This window comes from Janthinobacterium sp. GW822-FHT07A03 (assembly GCF_058798815.1).
Window position 1 is genome coordinate 44,477 of sequence record NZ_JBXAKW010000017.1, and the last position, 14,762, is coordinate 59,238.

Sequence of the window (14,762 nt, forward strand, 5' to 3'; positions counted from 1 at the left end):
AATAACTAATCAACCCTCAGGAGTTTGCATGTCCAACCGCACCCGCCGCGCGCGCCTGCCGCGTCCCACCACCCTGGCCCTGGCGCTCGCCGCCCTGTCCTGCCTGCCTGCCTACGCCCAGACGGGCACGCCTGCCAGCATGCCGGAAGTGGTGGTCTCCGCCGCCGGGTTCGAGCAGGATATCAAGCAGGCGCCCGCGTCGATCACCGTGCTCACGCGCGAGGAGCTGTCGAAGGAGCGTTTCGGCAACCTGACGCAGGCGCTGGAAAGCGTGGAAGGCATCGACGTGGGCGCGGCGGGCGACAAGACGGGCAGCATGAACATCAGCATCCGCGGCATGCCCAGCGACTACACCCTGGTGCTGATTGACGGACGGCGCCAGAATGCGGCCGGCAACGTCACGCCGAACGGTTTCGGCGGCACGCAGACGAGCTTCATGCCGCCGCTGGCCGCCATCGAGCGCATCGAAATCATCCGCGGCCCCATGTCGACCCTGTACGGCTCGGACGCCATGGGCGGCGTGATCAACATCATCACGCGCAAGGTGGGCAAGCAGTGGATGGGTTCCGTCTCGGCCGACTACACCGCGCAGCAGGAATCGGACTTCGGCGACGTGAAAAGCGGCCGCTTCTACCTGAGCGGACCCATCGCCACCGACCTGCTGGGCCTGTCCCTGCGCGGCAGCAAGCAGCGCCGCGACGCGGCCGCTATCCGCTACAACGGCGCGGCCGGTGCGGAAGTCACCCCGAACATGGGCGCCAATCCCGTGCGCGCGGACATCGACAACTTCGGCGCGCGCCTGGCCTTCACGCCCAACCGTTTCCACACGGTTATCCTCGACGCCGACGCGGGCCGCCAGACCTACGACAATTCGAAACAGCAACTGGGCACATTGGGCTTGCAGGGCGGCTACGGTCCCGAGCAGAAATACCAGCGCGACCAGTGGACCCTGTCGCACACGGGCCGCTTCGGCTTCGGCACGCTCGACAGCAGCTACATGGTGAACAAGACCGAAACCCTGGGGCGCACGATTCCGCCCGGCACGCCGGGCGCCGTGGCCGGCAGCGCGCGCACCCTGGAAGTGGAAAGCCAGGTCTTCGACACCAAGCTGGTCATGCCTTTGGGCAAACACATGGCCACCGTCGGCGCGCAATGGTGGAAGGCGGACATGACGGACGGCGTGGCGCCAAAGAAATTCGAATTCACGCAAAAAGCCCTGTTCGTGGAAGACGAATGGCAGGTGCTGGAGAACGTCGCGCTGACCTTCGGCGCCCGCTATGACGACCACAGCATCTTCGGCGGCCAGACCAGCCCCCGCGCGTATGCCGTGTGGAACGCGACACCGAGCTGGACCGTCAAGGGCGGCGTCAGCAAGGGCTACAAGACGCCGCGCGTGGAACAATTGTCCCCAGGCATCAACGGTTTCGGCGGCCAGGGCACGATCCCCCTCGTCGGCAGCCCGGACCTGAAGCCGGAAACGAGCACGACAACGGAAATCGGCGCCTACTTCGACAACCTGGCAGGCTGGACCGCCAGCGGCTCCCTGTTCAACAACGCATTCAAGGACAAGATCACGACGGGCACGGGCCTCGTCAACTGCAGCTACCGTCCATCGCCCAACCGTCCCGGCTGCGTCAGCTTCGGCAACTGGCCCAATGTCGATGCGTTTGGCCAGTCGGTCAACGTGGATGAGGCCGTCACGCGCGGCGTCGAGCTGAACACGCGCTTCCCGCTGGGCAAGACCTTGTCGGCCAGCGCCAACTACACGTACACGGAAAGCGAACAGAAGAGCGGCAGCAATGCGGGCAAGCCGCTGAGCGACACGCCCAAGCACGCCGTCAACGCGCGCCTATCGTGGGATATCTCGCGCGAGTGGAACGGCTGGCTGCGCGCCGAATACCGCAGCGAGCGCTTCCGCGATCCGGGCACCTCGGCCGCCACGCGCGCCGCCAAGGCCGCGCTGGGCGACTACAAGGGCTACACCATGCTGCACCTGGGCAGCAGCTACCAGCTGAGCCAGCGCGTCACCCTGAACGCGGCCGTGTACAACCTGCTCAACAAGGACTTCATCGACTACCAGCCCTACCGCGCACCGGCATTGAACTACGCCAACCGCTACGTCAACAGCCTGGACGGACGCCGCTTGTGGCTGTCGGCCACCGTCGATTTCTGATGCCGTAACGCGCAGTCAGCGTCAACATCGAATGGGCTGCCTCAGGGTAGCCCGTTTTTTCGTCAAGCCGTTTGCGCTTTATCAATGCAATAGCCGACCGCATGCACGGTGCGTATCAAGTCCCGCCCCAGCTTCTTGCGCAGGTGGTGGATATGCACTTGCACGGCGTTGCTTTCCACTTCATCGCCCCAGCTGTACAGGTTTTTCTCCAGCTGCTCCCGGCTCAGCACCCGGCCGCCATGTTCCAGCAGCAGTTGCAGGATGCGAAATTCCTTCACGGTTAACATCACGGGCACGCCCCCTTGCGTCACCTGACGGTCCGCGATATCGAGTACCAGGTCGCCGTGCACGAGATGCTCGCGCAGGCGGCCCGCGGCGCGGCGGCAGGCGCTGCGGATGCGCGCGGCCAGCTCGTCGAGGTCGAACGGTTTGACGATGAAGTCGTCGGCGCCCGCATCGAGGCCGGCGATGCGCTCGCCCACCTGGTCGCGCGCCGTGACGACCAGCACGGCGCCGCTGTAGCCATTGTCGCGCAGCACACCCAGCGCCTGCATGCCGTCCTGCCCCGGCAAGCCCAGGTCGAGCAGGATGCAGCCGTAGTCGTGCAGGCGCACGGCCGTGTGCGCGTGTTCGGCGCTCGTGACCCAGTCGACGGCATAGCCGCCCTGTTCCAGGCCGATCTGCGTGGCGCGGCCCAGCTGCGGGTCGTCTTCGGTCAGCAGGATGCGCATGGCGTGGGAGCCGGACGGCCCGCTCAGTCCTTCTTCTTGATCAGGCCCGCCAGCGCGGCAAACGGATTGTGCGTGGCGGGCGCCACCTCGGCCGACAGCAGGCCGGCGCCACGGTCCGCTTCCAGGTAACGCGAGTGCTCATTGTCGTGGCAATACAGGCACAACAGTTCCCAGTTGCTGCCATCGGGCGGATTGTTATCGTGGTTATGGTCGCGGTGGTGCACCGTCAGCTGCTGCACGTTGGCACGCGTAAATTCGCGCATGCAGCGGCCGCAGACCCACGGATACATCTTCAGCGAGCGCTCGCGGTAGCCGCTCTCGCGCTGGTCGGCGGCGCGGCGCGCTTCGGCCACGATCTTGTCCAGTCTTGCCGCGTCGGGCTTTTTACTCTGCATGACAACTTTCGATATGGGAGGAAGAAGCGTCCATTTTAATGAGGATGGGGGCGCAATTGTACTTTTTCTGCCACGGTGCCAGCCCGTGCCACCCCCGGCGTGCTTTTTTTAGCGTGCGCGGCCCCACAGGTACTTGATTTAACGCAAAATAAGGCCAGCGACAGACCACGAACAGACGCTAGGGCAGCAGGCAGCGCGCAGGTCAGCATATTTCGGCTATGATGCGCGCCACGCCGCCCTTCACCTTTCCATGACCCTAGCCTGCAAGCGCCCGTGATAGCGATAACAAGACCCCTGCAACGCCTTGCCCGCCGCCTGTACCGTCTCAGCCTGGTGCCCCTGTTCGCGCTCATCTTGCTGCTGGCGCTGTGGGCGGCCGTCTTTTACCAGGTGGGCCAGGAACGCGCCAGCGCCGTGCGCGACGCCGTGGCCGTCAGCCAGTCGCTGGCGCGTACCCTGGCCGACCATACCAGTTTCACCCTGCGCCAGACCGATCACGCGACGCAATTGTTCAAGCTCAAATACGAGGAGTCGGACGGCGCCCTGCGCCTCAACGAATTCACGCGCCGCCAGGGCCTGCTCGACAGCGTGCTGCCCTCGAAGCTGGAACTGCCGATCGCCCTTGTCGACGCCCACGGCGACGTGATCGACAGCGCCAACGCGTATTTGCCGGAAAACCTGGCCAGGCAGGCCTTTTTCAGGGCGCTGGCCGCGAATGCGTCCGACACGGCCCTGGTCGACACGCCCATGCTCGACGCGGACAGCAAGCACTGGACCATCCGCCTGGCGCGCCGCCTGAACGATGCGCAGGGCCGCTTTGCCGGCGCCATCATCATCCTCGTCGACCCCACGTATTTTGTCGACGATTACGACCGCCTGAACCTCGACGAGCAGGGCGCGCTGATGCTGGTGGCGCGCGACAGCGGTCTGACGGTGGGGCGCATCGGCGAGCAACTGATTCTCAGCGACCGCATCGACTTCCGCATGCCGGGACCGCCCCAGCATGCGCCGGAAGAACTGCTGATCGAGCCGCCCGTCGACGCGACGTCGCGCATCTACAGCTACCGCGAGCTGCCGCGCTACCCGCTGCTGGCGGTGGTCGGCGTCAGCCATGCCGTCGCCCTGACGCGCTTCGAACACCGCCGGCTGGTGTATATCGGCGCGCTGCTCGCCGCCAGCGTGCTCATTGCCGGCTTTACGGCCCTGCTGATGCGCCAGAGCGCGCGCCTGCGCCGCAGCATCCGCCAGGCCAAGGAAACGCAGGCGCTGCTGCGCGCGGCGCACCAGGCCAGCCTCGATGCCGTGCTGCTGCTGAAAGCCTGGCGCCCGGCGCCGGGCAAGCCGGTGGAAGACTTCGTTTTCGCCGACATCAACGAGCGGGCCGCCGACATGCTGGGCAAGCCGCGCTCCGAACTACTGGGCCAGCGCGTGCTGCCGCAGGTGCCGCTGCTGCGCGGCGAGCGCTTTTTCAAGCGCTTCGTGCTGGTGATGGAAACGGGCCAGCCGCTGGAAGACGAATTCGAGCTGACGCTGGCCTCGGGCGGCACGCGCTGGCTGCGCCACCAGGTGGTGCCGATCGCCGACGGCGTGGCCGTCACCTCGCGCGACATCAGCGCGCGCAAGCACGACGAACTGGCGCTGCAGGACAACCGCAGCTTCCTGCAGTCGCTGATCGACCATTTGCCCGTGCTGGTCTACGTAAAAAGCGCGCGCCCCGAAAATTTCGGCCAGATGGAGGTGTGGAACAAGGCGGCCGAAGACATCACGGGCCACCTGGCCGCCGACGTCATCGGCAAGACCGATTGCCAGGCCTTCCCGCCCGACTTCGGCCTGCACGACGCCGAGGACGACCGCGCCATCCTGGCCGAGCGGGGCGTCATCGACCATACGGAAAAGCCGCTGCGCCTGCGCGATGGCAGCCTGCGCTACCTGCGCGCCGTTTCCGTGCCCGTGTTCGACGAGCGCCAGCAGATCGAGCATATCCTGTGCATCGCCGAGGATATCTCGCAGCGCCGCCAGCAGGAACTGGAACTGCGCCAGAAACAGGCCGAACTGGCCGCCGTCAACGACGCCTCGCCGCTCGGGCTGGTGCGCCTGGACCGCCAGCGCCGCTGCACCTACGTCAACCGCACCTTCGAATCGATCACGGGCCTGCCGCGCGCCGCCGCGCTGGGCGCCGGCTGGACCAGCACCCTGCACCCGGACGACTATCCGCTGATGCACGTGGCGCTGGAGCAGCTCACGCGCAGCCACGCGCCATTCCAGTCCACCCTGCGCTGCCTGCAGCGCGACGGCAGGCTGGTCTGGGTCTCCGTCAAGATTGCCCCCATCCTCATCGACGGCCGGATCGAAGGCTACGTGGGCAGCCTGGACGACATCACCACCTTGCGCGAATCGGAAGTGGCGCTGCTGGAAAGCGAGGCGCGCCTGCGCACCATCGCCGACACCTTGCCGGCCATGATCGCCTACATCGACGCCGACCAGGTCTACCGCTTCCTGAACATCGCCTACGAACGCGAATTCGGCCTGACGGGCCGCCAGGCGCTGGGCAAGAGCGTGCGCGACACGGTGGGCGAGGCGCGCTACGGCACGGTGGCGCCGTATATCGAACGGGTGCTGGCCGGCGAAACCCTGAGCTTTGAAGAGGAAGATGAAAAGGAAGGCATCGAGCGCTGCATGGAAGTGATCTACATCCCGCAGATCGGCGAAGACAGGCTGCAGGTGGTGGGCTTTCACGTGATGCGCCAGGATATCACCGTGCAAAAGCGCGAGAAACAGCGCCTGCTGAAGCTGGCCCAGGTCGATGCGCTGACGGGATTGTCGAACCGCGCCGGCTTCCAGCAAAAACTCAGCGACGCCATGCACGCGAGCCGCCGGCAGCAGCACCTGATGGCCGTCATGTACATGGATATCGACCGTTTCAAGCCCGTCAATGACACGCATGGCCACGGCACGGGCGACGCCCTGCTGCGCGCCTTCGCCCAGCGCCTGACGCAAACCATTCGCGCCACCGACATCGTCGCCCGCCTGGGCGGCGACGAATTCACCATCATCATGGAACAGATCGCCCGGCCCGACGACGCGGCCGTGCTGGCGGAAAAAATCGTCGCCGCCATGCGGCAGCCGTTCGAACTCGAAGGCATCACCGTGCGCATTTCCGCCAGCATCGGCCTGGCCTTCTACCGCGACGAAGACATTTCCCCCGCCGTGCTGCTGCAGCGGGCCGACGTGCTGCTGTACCAGGCCAAGCAGGATGGGCGCAATACCTACAGGGCCGGCGTGCTGACTGCTTGAGCACCTGAGAAAACGTCCATGGCTGCGTTGCAGTGCCTTGCCGTACTATTCGTACTGCCTACGGCACTACGCCTTGCCCTGAACGTTTTTCAGGCACTCTGGATGTATCGATAAAAATCGAAAACGCTCTTCGAAATTCGTTCAATTCTCCAGTACCTGCCTCATTTCAGCTATATTGGCGCCTGTCTTCCCTACCCTTGCCCCACCATGCGCCTGCTGCACACTTCCGACTGGCATCTGGGCCAGACCCTGCACAATTTTGAAAGGGGCTACGAACACCAGCGCTTCCTCGACTGGCTGCTCGACACGCTCGTGATGGAGCAGGTCGACGTGCTGCTGGTGGCAGGCGACGTATTCGACAACGCCAATCCTTCCGCCGCGTCGCAAAAGCAGCTGTATGTGTTCCTGCAGCAGGCGCGCGCGCGCCTGCCCGCGCTGCAGCTGGTCGTCGTCGCCGGCAACCACGATTCGGCGGGACGGCTGGAAGCGCCCGGCCCCCTGCTGGCCGCGCATGGCACGCACGTGATCGGCCATTTGCTGCGCGGCGACGATGGCCAGATCGACCTGGAACGCCTGCTGCTGCCGCTCACCGGCAGCGATGGCCAGGTGCAGGCCTGGTGCCTGGCCGTGCCCTTCCTGCGTCCCGGCGACGTGCCGAAACTGCCGGCCGGCGACACCCAGGACGCCTACCTGGGCGGCATCGCCCTGCTGTACCGCCAATTGACCGACCTGGCGCTGACGCGCCGTCAGCCCGGGCAAGCCATCCTTGCCATGGGCCATTGCCACATGGTGGGCGGCGAAATGTCGAACGATTCCGAACGCCGCATCGTCATCGGCGGCACGGAAATGCTGCCCTCGGGGATTTTTGACGCCGCCATCGCGTATGCGGCGCTGGGCCATCTGCACAAGGCGCAAGCCGTGGGCGGCCAGGAACACATCCGCTACTGCGGCAGCCCGATTCCCCTGTCCTTCGCCGAAGTCAATTACCGGCACCAGGTGCTGTGCCTCGATATCGACGGCGAGCAGCTGACCGAGGTGCGCGCCATCGACGTGCCGCGCGCCGTGCCCCTGCTGCGCGTACCGGCCACGCCGGCGCCCATCAACGAAGTGCTGGCGCAGCTGGCCGCCCTCGACGTGCCGGACGCACCGGCCGAGGCGCAACCGTTCCTGGAAGTGCGCGTGCGCCTCGATGCGCCCGAACCGGGCCTGCGCACGCGCATCGAAACGGCGCTCGACGGCAAGCCCGTGCGCCTGGCGAAGATCGAAACGTCGAGCGCCGCACGCAGCAGCGCGCCGGAAAACATGACGCTCGACCAATTGGGCCAGCTGCAGCCCGACGACATCTTCCGCCGCCTGTACCTGCAAAAATACGGCAAGGAAGCGCCGCCCGAACAACTGTCGGCCCTGGCCGAACTGCTGCTGCCCGGCGCGTGAGCGCACCTGAAGAACCATGAAAATACTGAAAATCAGCGGCAAGAACCTGGCTTCGCTGGCCGGCGAATTTGAAGTCGACTTCCAGCAGGAACCGCTGGCGTCAAGCGGGCTGTTCGCCATCAGCGGGCCCACGGGCGCGGGCAAGAGCACCCTGCTCGACGCCCTGTGCCTGGCCCTGTACGACGCCACGCCGCGCCTGTTGAAGGTGCTGGGCCGGGGCAGCGCCCTGCCCGACGTGGGCAAGGAAACCGTCAACGCGCAGGATACGCGCACCCTGCTGCGCCGCGGCACGCCGGACGGCTACGCGCAGGTGGACTTCGTCGGCAACGACGGCGGTCACTACCGCGCGCGCTGGAGCGTGCGCCGCTCGCGCACCAAGGCCGAAGGGGCGCTGCAGGCGACCGCCATGAGCTTGCACCAGCTGCCCGCGCTGCAGCCCATCGGCGGCACCAAGACGGAAGTGAAGGAAGAGATCGAAAAGCGCATCGGCCTGTCCTTCGACCAGTTTACGCGCGCCGTGCTGCTGGCGCAAAACGAGTTTTCCACCTTCCTCAAGACGGAAGACAATGAACGGGGCGAATTGCTGGAAACCCTGACGGGCAGCAGCATCTATACGGACATTTCCATGCGCGCCTTCGAGCGGGCGAAAAAGGAAAAGCAGGTGCTCGAACGGCTGGGCGAAAAACTGGCCGACCAGCGGCCGCTGTCGCCGGAAGAGCGCAGCGAGACCGAATCGTCAAGCGGCGCGGCCGAAACCGCCCTGCAAACCATCGACCTGCGCAAGGCCGTGCTGGAATTGCAGCAGCGCTGGCACCAGGAGACGCACAAGCTGCAAACTCAGGTGGCGGCCGCGCAGGAAGCGCTGGACGGCGCCGATGCCGAACGGGCCGCCGCGGAGGAACGCCGCGCGGCGCTGGCGCAATGGGAATTGCTGCAGCCGGCGCGGCCCCTGATCGACGATGTGGCGCGCCTGGCCGGCGACATCGCTGGCACAGGCGCCGCGCTGGAAGCGTCGCGCGCGCAGGCGGCGCAGGCCGTCGCCAGCGAGGCGCAGCTGGCGACGGCCGTGCAGCAGGCGGCAGCGGCCTTGCTGGCCCGGGAAGCGGCGCAGCGCGACGCGGCGCCCCTGCTCGACCGAGCCAAGGCGCTCGACGCGGGCATTGCGGCGCACATGCCCGCGCATCGCCACGCGCAAGCTGGCGCCCTGGCCGCCGACCAGGCCAACGAGGCGGCGCGCGCCGCGCTGCACGCGCTGCAGCAGCGCCAGCATGCCGCGCAGGCGGAACAGGAAGCGGGCCGCCAATGGCTGGCATCGCACCAGCAGTGGCAGGCGCTGGCGCAATCGTGGCAGTTGTGGGATCAATTGTTTGCCCAGGCCGGCCAGGCGGCCGCGCAAGCCGATGCGGCCGACGCCAGCATGGCCGAGTCAAGACAGCAGCTGCGCCAGACCTTGGACGCCACGCAGGCGGCGCAAGCGGCGCTGGCCAGTGCCGCGGCCGTGCTGGCGGCACGCGATACAGAACGGCGCGCGGCGCAAGCGACCATGCAAGCCATCGATGGCCAGAGGCTGCAGGAACAGCGCGGCCAGCTGGAGGCGCACGCGCGCATGTTGACCAGCGCGGAAAAGACCTGGAGCGAACTGGCGCGCCAGCAGCAGGCGCTGGCGCACTGGCAAGCGAGGGCGGCCCAGCTGGCGCAGGCCGCGCAAACGGAAAGTATAGCGTTGGCGGCGGAAGCGGCGCAAACGGCGCTGCTGGAAGCGCGCCTGGCGCAGGCGGAAAAATCCTTGAAAGGCGCGGAAGCGGCGTGCGCGGCCAGCGTCGAGCAGCTGCGCGCCAATTTGCAGGAAGAGCAGCCCTGCCCCGTCTGCGGCGCGCTGGAACACCCGTACAGCCACGCCGATCATGCCTTGCAGGCGATGCTGGCCAGTTTGCAGGATGAGGTGCTGGCTTGCCGCACGCAGGCGCGCGGCAATCTGGAGCAGCTGGCCACGCACAAGGCGGCGCTGGCCGCAACGGCGCGCGAGCAGGCGCAAACGGAGGCCGAACTGGCGGCCCTGCCGCCCGCCATCGACAGCTTGCTCGCGCAGTGGCAGCCGCATGCCGATACCTTGCAGCTGCCGCCCGAAAACCAACGCGCGGACTGGTTCGCGCAGCAGCTGGCGGCCAATGCGGCCGGTTTGCAGGCGCTGGCGCAGCAGGAAACGGCGCTGCGCCAGGCCGGTGCGCGGCGCGAGCAGGCGCAGGCGGCGCATGAACTGGCGTCGAGCGAGCACGCGCGCTGCACAAGCACCGTCGCCGAGGCGCAGGCGCGGCTGGCGCAGCTGCAGGCGCAGCAAGCGGGCAACGCCGACAAGGGCGAGATGGCGCGCGCCGCGCTCGATGTCTTGCTGGCGCAGCTCGATGGCGCGTTCGCCGACGCCGACGGCGCCGAGGACTGGAAAGACAGCTGGCGCGCCGGCCCGGCCGCCTTCCGCGCGGCCCGCGAAACGGAAAGCCGGCAATGGCTGAAACAGCAGGCGGACCAGGACCACCGCGGCCACGCGCTGGCGACCCTGGCCGCGCAGCTGGAAGCGGCACAGCTGGCCGCCGCCAAGGCGCAGCAAGCGGCACAGGAAGCCCACGCCGTCTTTGCCGCCGCCGACAAGCAGCGCACGGCAATGCAGGCGGAACGCCACGCGCTATGGCAGGGCCGGAGCGTGGCCGAGGTCGAGCGCGCGCTGGCAGGCGCCATCGCGGCGGCCAGGGAGCTGCTCGCGCAGCAGCAAACGGCGGCGCAATCGGCCAGCCAGCAGCGCACGCGCCTGGACGAAGCGTGCGCGCAGCTGTCGCAGCGCCTGGCCGCCTTGCGTGAACAGGAACACGGCGCCAGCGCCGCCCTGCACGACTGGCTGCGCCAGTTCCAGGATGCCCATCCGGCCCATGCGCCCGCGGACATGGATGCCTTGCGCGTGCATCTGGCCATCGCGCCGGAAGCCATGCGCGCCGAACGAGAGGCCCTGCAAATGATCGCCGATCGCCACACGGCGGCCGTCTCCGTGCTGGCCGAACGCCGACTGCAGCTGGCCGCGCATGTGCAACAACCGCCGGAGGCACTGGAAATGGACGAGGCGGTGCTGCAGGATGCGCTCGACGCGCTGCTGCTGGAACGCCAGGCGGCCAACCAGGAAGCGACGCGGCTGCGCCTGGCGATTGCGCAGGACGACGCGCGGCGCCAGGGCGCGCAAGCGATGCTGGCGCAAATCGAGGCGCAAGCCGTCATCGAGCGGCGCTGGGCCAGCCTGAATGAACTGATCGGTTCGGCTGACGGCAAGAAATTCCGCAACTACGCGCAGCAATTCACCCTGGAAGTGCTGCTCGGCTATGCAAATGCGCATTTGCAGCATCTGGCGCGCCGTTATCAACTGGAACGCATCGACAACCCGAACAATCCGTCGCTGGGCCTGATGGTGCGCGACCAGGACATGGGCGGCGAGCTGCGCTCCGTGCACTCGCTGTCGGGCGGCGAATCGTTCCTCGTCTCGCTGGCCCTGGCGCTGGGCCTGGCCTCGCTGTCCTCGAACCGGGTGCGCGTGGAGTCGCTGTTCATCGACGAGGGCTTCGGCAGCCTCGATACGGAAACCCTGCGCGTGGCCATGGATGCGCTCGACGGCCTGCAAGCGATGGGCCGCAAGGTGGGTGTCATCTCGCACGTACAGGAAATGACGGAGCGCATCGCCACCCGTATTCTCGTGCAGCCCGGTTCAGGCGGTAAGAGCGTGGTGATGGTGCGCTAAGAACACCTGTCAAAACCTACTGCGCGTCGCGGGTCGCGGTTTCCGATGCTCACTGTGCATTCGCACAGTTCCGCGTCTCAACCACAACCCACTTCCGCTCGCTACGGTTTTGTCAGGCGTTGTAAACCGCTAGCGGCTGGCCGGCTCCCGGCACAGCTTGAGCATATCCCAGCCCAGTTCGCGGCGGATCTGCTCGGGATCGGGCGGGGGCCGGCGCTGTTCCAGCTCCGCTTTCAACCACTTCCTGACCAGCTCCTTGGCGGGCTGTACAGGCTTTTCCTTGTCATGCTTGTCCATGGTGCTACCTCTTCAATGGCGGTCAGACGACCTCCTATATACGTTCAACGTCATGGCGCGGATTCAGTTGACCTGCGCGTGGCGCAGATGCAACAACGTGTAACGATGGACGGAGTGCGTTAAAATCGCCGCCTTCGCGTAACTACCCGCTACGCCCCGCAACAGTTCAAGGAAACCCATGAAAGCCGCCCGCAGCCTCACCTTCAAGTGCGTAAAATGTCACAAATCCATGCAGGTCTACCTGCAAAAAGTCTCCGCCTGCTCGCATATCCAGCCGTATCAGGGCATTTGCGCATGCGGAGAGCTCAAGCGCCACGCCACGGGCCAGGCCGATGCCGTCAAGTCCTACCTGGAGTCGGCAGACGGTAGCTGGTCGCACCACCACTAATGGTTAAAGTATGGGGCACGGCTGCCGTTAACTGAGTACTTACTCATTCGGAATTTGTTCATGTCCCAGCTTCCCGCCCTCGTTCCCGGCTCGCGCAAGCCCGCCGCCAATACCCTGGCAGGGCAAACGCCGCCTAAAACGGGCGCCGGCACGGCCGGCCTGGCCGCTTCGCCCCTGATGCAGCGCACGGCGCAAGACGTGGTGGCCCTGTCGAAGAATGGCCTGGACCTGTCGGCCAAGGGACTGTCGCAACGGACCGATGCGCTGGGCAACGCCACCGTCGACGTGGCGCAGGATTTTCTTGGCAACATGACACGTCAGCTGTTCGGCGACGGCGCCACCGTCGCCTTCGATGCCGTCGATTTGCAAGCCGGCTCCCGCTTCAGCAACGGCAGCGCCAGCGTCTCGGGCACCAAAGGCAGCAGCAGCGCGGCCGCTTTCAGCCTCGATGAAAACGCCCATTTCATCGGCAAGGGCAAGATCACCACGGCCGATGGGCAAACCTTCGACTTCGAAGTGGAAGTGCAATATCAATCGAACATCAGCGCGGGCGTCCTTGAGCAAACGCAAGGTGAAACGCCGGAAGCCACATCATCCGATGACGCCGCCCTGCCCGCCAGGGAGTTGCCCGCCACACACTTCGGCGGCAATCTGCACGACCTGTTCCAGCTGCTGGGCCAGCAATTGCAAAGCAATCTCTATCAGGACAAATCCGACGGCGCCAGCGCCAGCGGCAACGATGGCGACCTGGCGGGCAGCCTGAGCTTGCGTTTGCTCAAGCTGGTGCAGCCGGACGCGGCGGTCAAAGCCGACAAGAAAGCCGTGGAAACGACGCCGGAAGACCAGGCGCGCGCCCGCGCGCTGGCACTCGCCTATGGCACGGACACTGCTAAGAGCACGGCCAGCGACGTATAATGGAAGACGGCCTGCGCAGGCGACCATGCCGCGCGCCCCCTTCTATCGATTGAAATCCATGTCCGACACTTCTTCCCCTACCGTTCATCCGCAGATCCACTGGAGCGAAAACGGCGCCGAGCATTCGGCCCGCTGGCGCTCGGAAAGCGGCATGCCGCCGCCCAAGCGCGTCGTCATCGCCGATGACCGCACGACGGCCGACCAGGCTTACCGCCTGGCCTGCGAAGGCACGGCCATGCTGTGGCGCGGCGACTTCCAGAACGCGCGCCAGCTGCTGCAGGCGCTGGCGCGGCGCGCCGACCACAAGAACGACAAACCCAGCAAGAAGGCCAAGGCCGCCAAGCTGGCGAAACCCGAACCATCGGCCATGGAAGCCTTCCATCTGCACCGCCAGGCGCAGTCGCAGCGCGCCCGCACCCTGGCCATGCTGCTGCTGCCTTTCGATGCCGACTACACGATCCCGCTGCGCCGCGCGCCGGACGTGAAACTGGCGTGCAATGAAGCATACGGCCGCGGCGAGGAGGCGTTCGTCGCTTCGCTGCGCGAACTGCTGGGCCTGATCGGCGCGCACGAATGGCGCCGCACGGGCGTGGAACTGCCGGCCCTGGGCCAGCGCATCCACCCGCACTACGGCGTGTTCGCGCCCATCCGCGGCGAGTACGTGGGCCTGGTGGCGGAAGCGCCGCTGCCCGCGCGCGCCAGCCTGGCCTTCGACATCGGCACCGGCACGGGCGTGCTGGCCGCCGTGCTGGCGCAGCGCGGCGTCAAGCGCATCGTCGCCACCGACCAGGACCCGCGCGCCCTGTCCTGCGCGCGCGAAAACCTGGCCCGCCTCGACTTGATCGACAAGGTCGACGTGGTGCAGGCCGACCTGTTCCCCGCCGGCCGCGCGCCGCTCGTCGTGTGCAATCCGCCATGGCTGCCGGCCCGACCAAGCTCGCCGATCGAATACGCCGTCTACGATCCGGACAGCCGCATGCTGCGCGGCTTCCTCGCCGGCCTGGCCCGGCACCTGGAGCCGTCCGGCGAAGGCTGGCTGATCCTGTCGGACCTGGCCGAGCACCTGGGCCTGCGCCCGCGCGCGCAATTGCTGGAATGGATAGCGCAAGCGGGCTTGAAAGTCGTCGACCGCCTGGACGTGAAACCCACGCACCCGCGCGCGCAGGACGCCACCGACAGCCTGCACGCGGCCCGCTCGCAGGAAATCACCTCGCTGTGGCGTCTGGCGGCGGCGTAATCGAGTCAGCCATTGCGCATTGCAGCAAACCCCGCTATAATTCGCCTGCGGGGTGGAGCAGTCTGGCAGCTCGTCGGGCTCATAACCCGAAGGTCACAGGTTCAAATCCTGTCCCCGCAACCA

The 14,762-nt window shown here is 66.7% G+C and carries 10 protein-coding genes and 1 tRNA gene; 8 read left to right on the forward strand and 3 right to left on the reverse strand.

Translation table 11 applies throughout. From position 1 onward, the window contains the following. Positions 1-28: 28 nt before the first annotated feature. Entirely contained in the window at positions 29-2,173 is a 2,145-nt protein-coding gene (locus AC1RJW_RS28800; protein ID WP_493047958.1) for a TonB-dependent receptor domain-containing protein, read from the forward strand. 62 nt (positions 2,174-2,235) lie between these two features. Here AC1RJW_RS28800 and AC1RJW_RS28805 read toward each other — a convergent pair whose 3' ends face one another. Then, positions 2,236-2,904, reverse strand: a complete 669-nt coding sequence (locus tag AC1RJW_RS28805) for a response regulator (RefSeq protein ID WP_493047959.1) — start codon at positions 2,902-2,904, stop codon at positions 2,236-2,238. A 23-nt stretch (positions 2,905-2,927) separates the two neighbouring features. Further along, the gene (locus tag AC1RJW_RS28810; RefSeq protein WP_034755042.1) at positions 2,928-3,299 is read right to left on the reverse strand and encodes a YajD family HNH nuclease; all 372 of its coding nucleotides are present in this window, start codon (positions 3,297-3,299) and stop codon (positions 2,928-2,930) included. A gap of 273 nt (positions 3,300-3,572) precedes the next feature. Here AC1RJW_RS28810 and AC1RJW_RS28815 point away from each other — a divergent pair, with 273 nt between their 5' ends. The 3 genes from AC1RJW_RS28815 to AC1RJW_RS28825 all read left to right on the forward strand — a co-directional run bounded on the left by AC1RJW_RS28815 (position 3,573) and on the right by AC1RJW_RS28825 (position 11,802). Further along, positions 3,573-6,593: a PAS domain-containing protein gene (locus tag AC1RJW_RS28815; protein ID WP_493047960.1), complete on the forward strand. Its 3,021-nt coding sequence runs from the start codon at positions 3,573-3,575 to the stop codon at positions 6,591-6,593. A 207-nt stretch (positions 6,594-6,800) separates the two neighbouring features. Then, a complete protein-coding gene (locus AC1RJW_RS28820; protein WP_493047961.1) occupies positions 6,801-8,027 on the forward strand; it encodes an exonuclease SbcCD subunit D C-terminal domain-containing protein in 1,227 nt (408 codons plus the stop codon). Between the two features lie 16 nt (positions 8,028-8,043). Continuing rightward, on the forward strand, positions 8,044-11,802 hold the full coding sequence (locus AC1RJW_RS28825) for an AAA family ATPase (protein ID WP_493047962.1): 3,759 nt from the start codon (positions 8,044-8,046) through the stop codon (positions 11,800-11,802). Positions 11,803-11,931: 129 nt separating this feature from the next. On the opposite strand, the gene AC1RJW_RS28830 is transcribed toward AC1RJW_RS28825, so the two are convergent. Beyond that, positions 11,932-12,099 carry a hypothetical protein gene (locus AC1RJW_RS28830; protein WP_493047963.1) on the reverse strand — a complete coding sequence of 56 codons (168 nt, stop codon included), beginning with the start codon at positions 12,097-12,099 and terminating at the stop codon, positions 11,932-11,934. A gap of 178 nt (positions 12,100-12,277) precedes the next feature. Between AC1RJW_RS28830 and AC1RJW_RS28835 the strand changes: the two genes are divergently transcribed. From AC1RJW_RS28835 to AC1RJW_RS28850, 4 genes are all read left to right on the forward strand, one after another. After that, on the forward strand, positions 12,278-12,487 hold the full coding sequence (locus tag AC1RJW_RS28835; RefSeq protein WP_034755039.1) for a hypothetical protein: 210 nt from the start codon (positions 12,278-12,280) through the stop codon (positions 12,485-12,487). A gap of 60 nt (positions 12,488-12,547) precedes the next feature. Next, the gene (locus AC1RJW_RS28840; protein ID WP_493047964.1) at positions 12,548-13,402 is read left to right on the forward strand and encodes a hypothetical protein; all 855 of its coding nucleotides are present in this window, start codon (positions 12,548-12,550) and stop codon (positions 13,400-13,402) included. A gap of 58 nt (positions 13,403-13,460) precedes the next feature. After that, positions 13,461-14,639 (forward strand): methyltransferase, encoded by a 1,179-nt coding sequence (locus tag AC1RJW_RS28845; RefSeq protein ID WP_493047965.1) that lies wholly within the window; start codon positions 13,461-13,463, stop codon positions 14,637-14,639. Between the two features lie 46 nt (positions 14,640-14,685). After that, positions 14,686-14,762: transfer RNA gene (locus tag AC1RJW_RS28850), tRNA-Met, on the forward strand.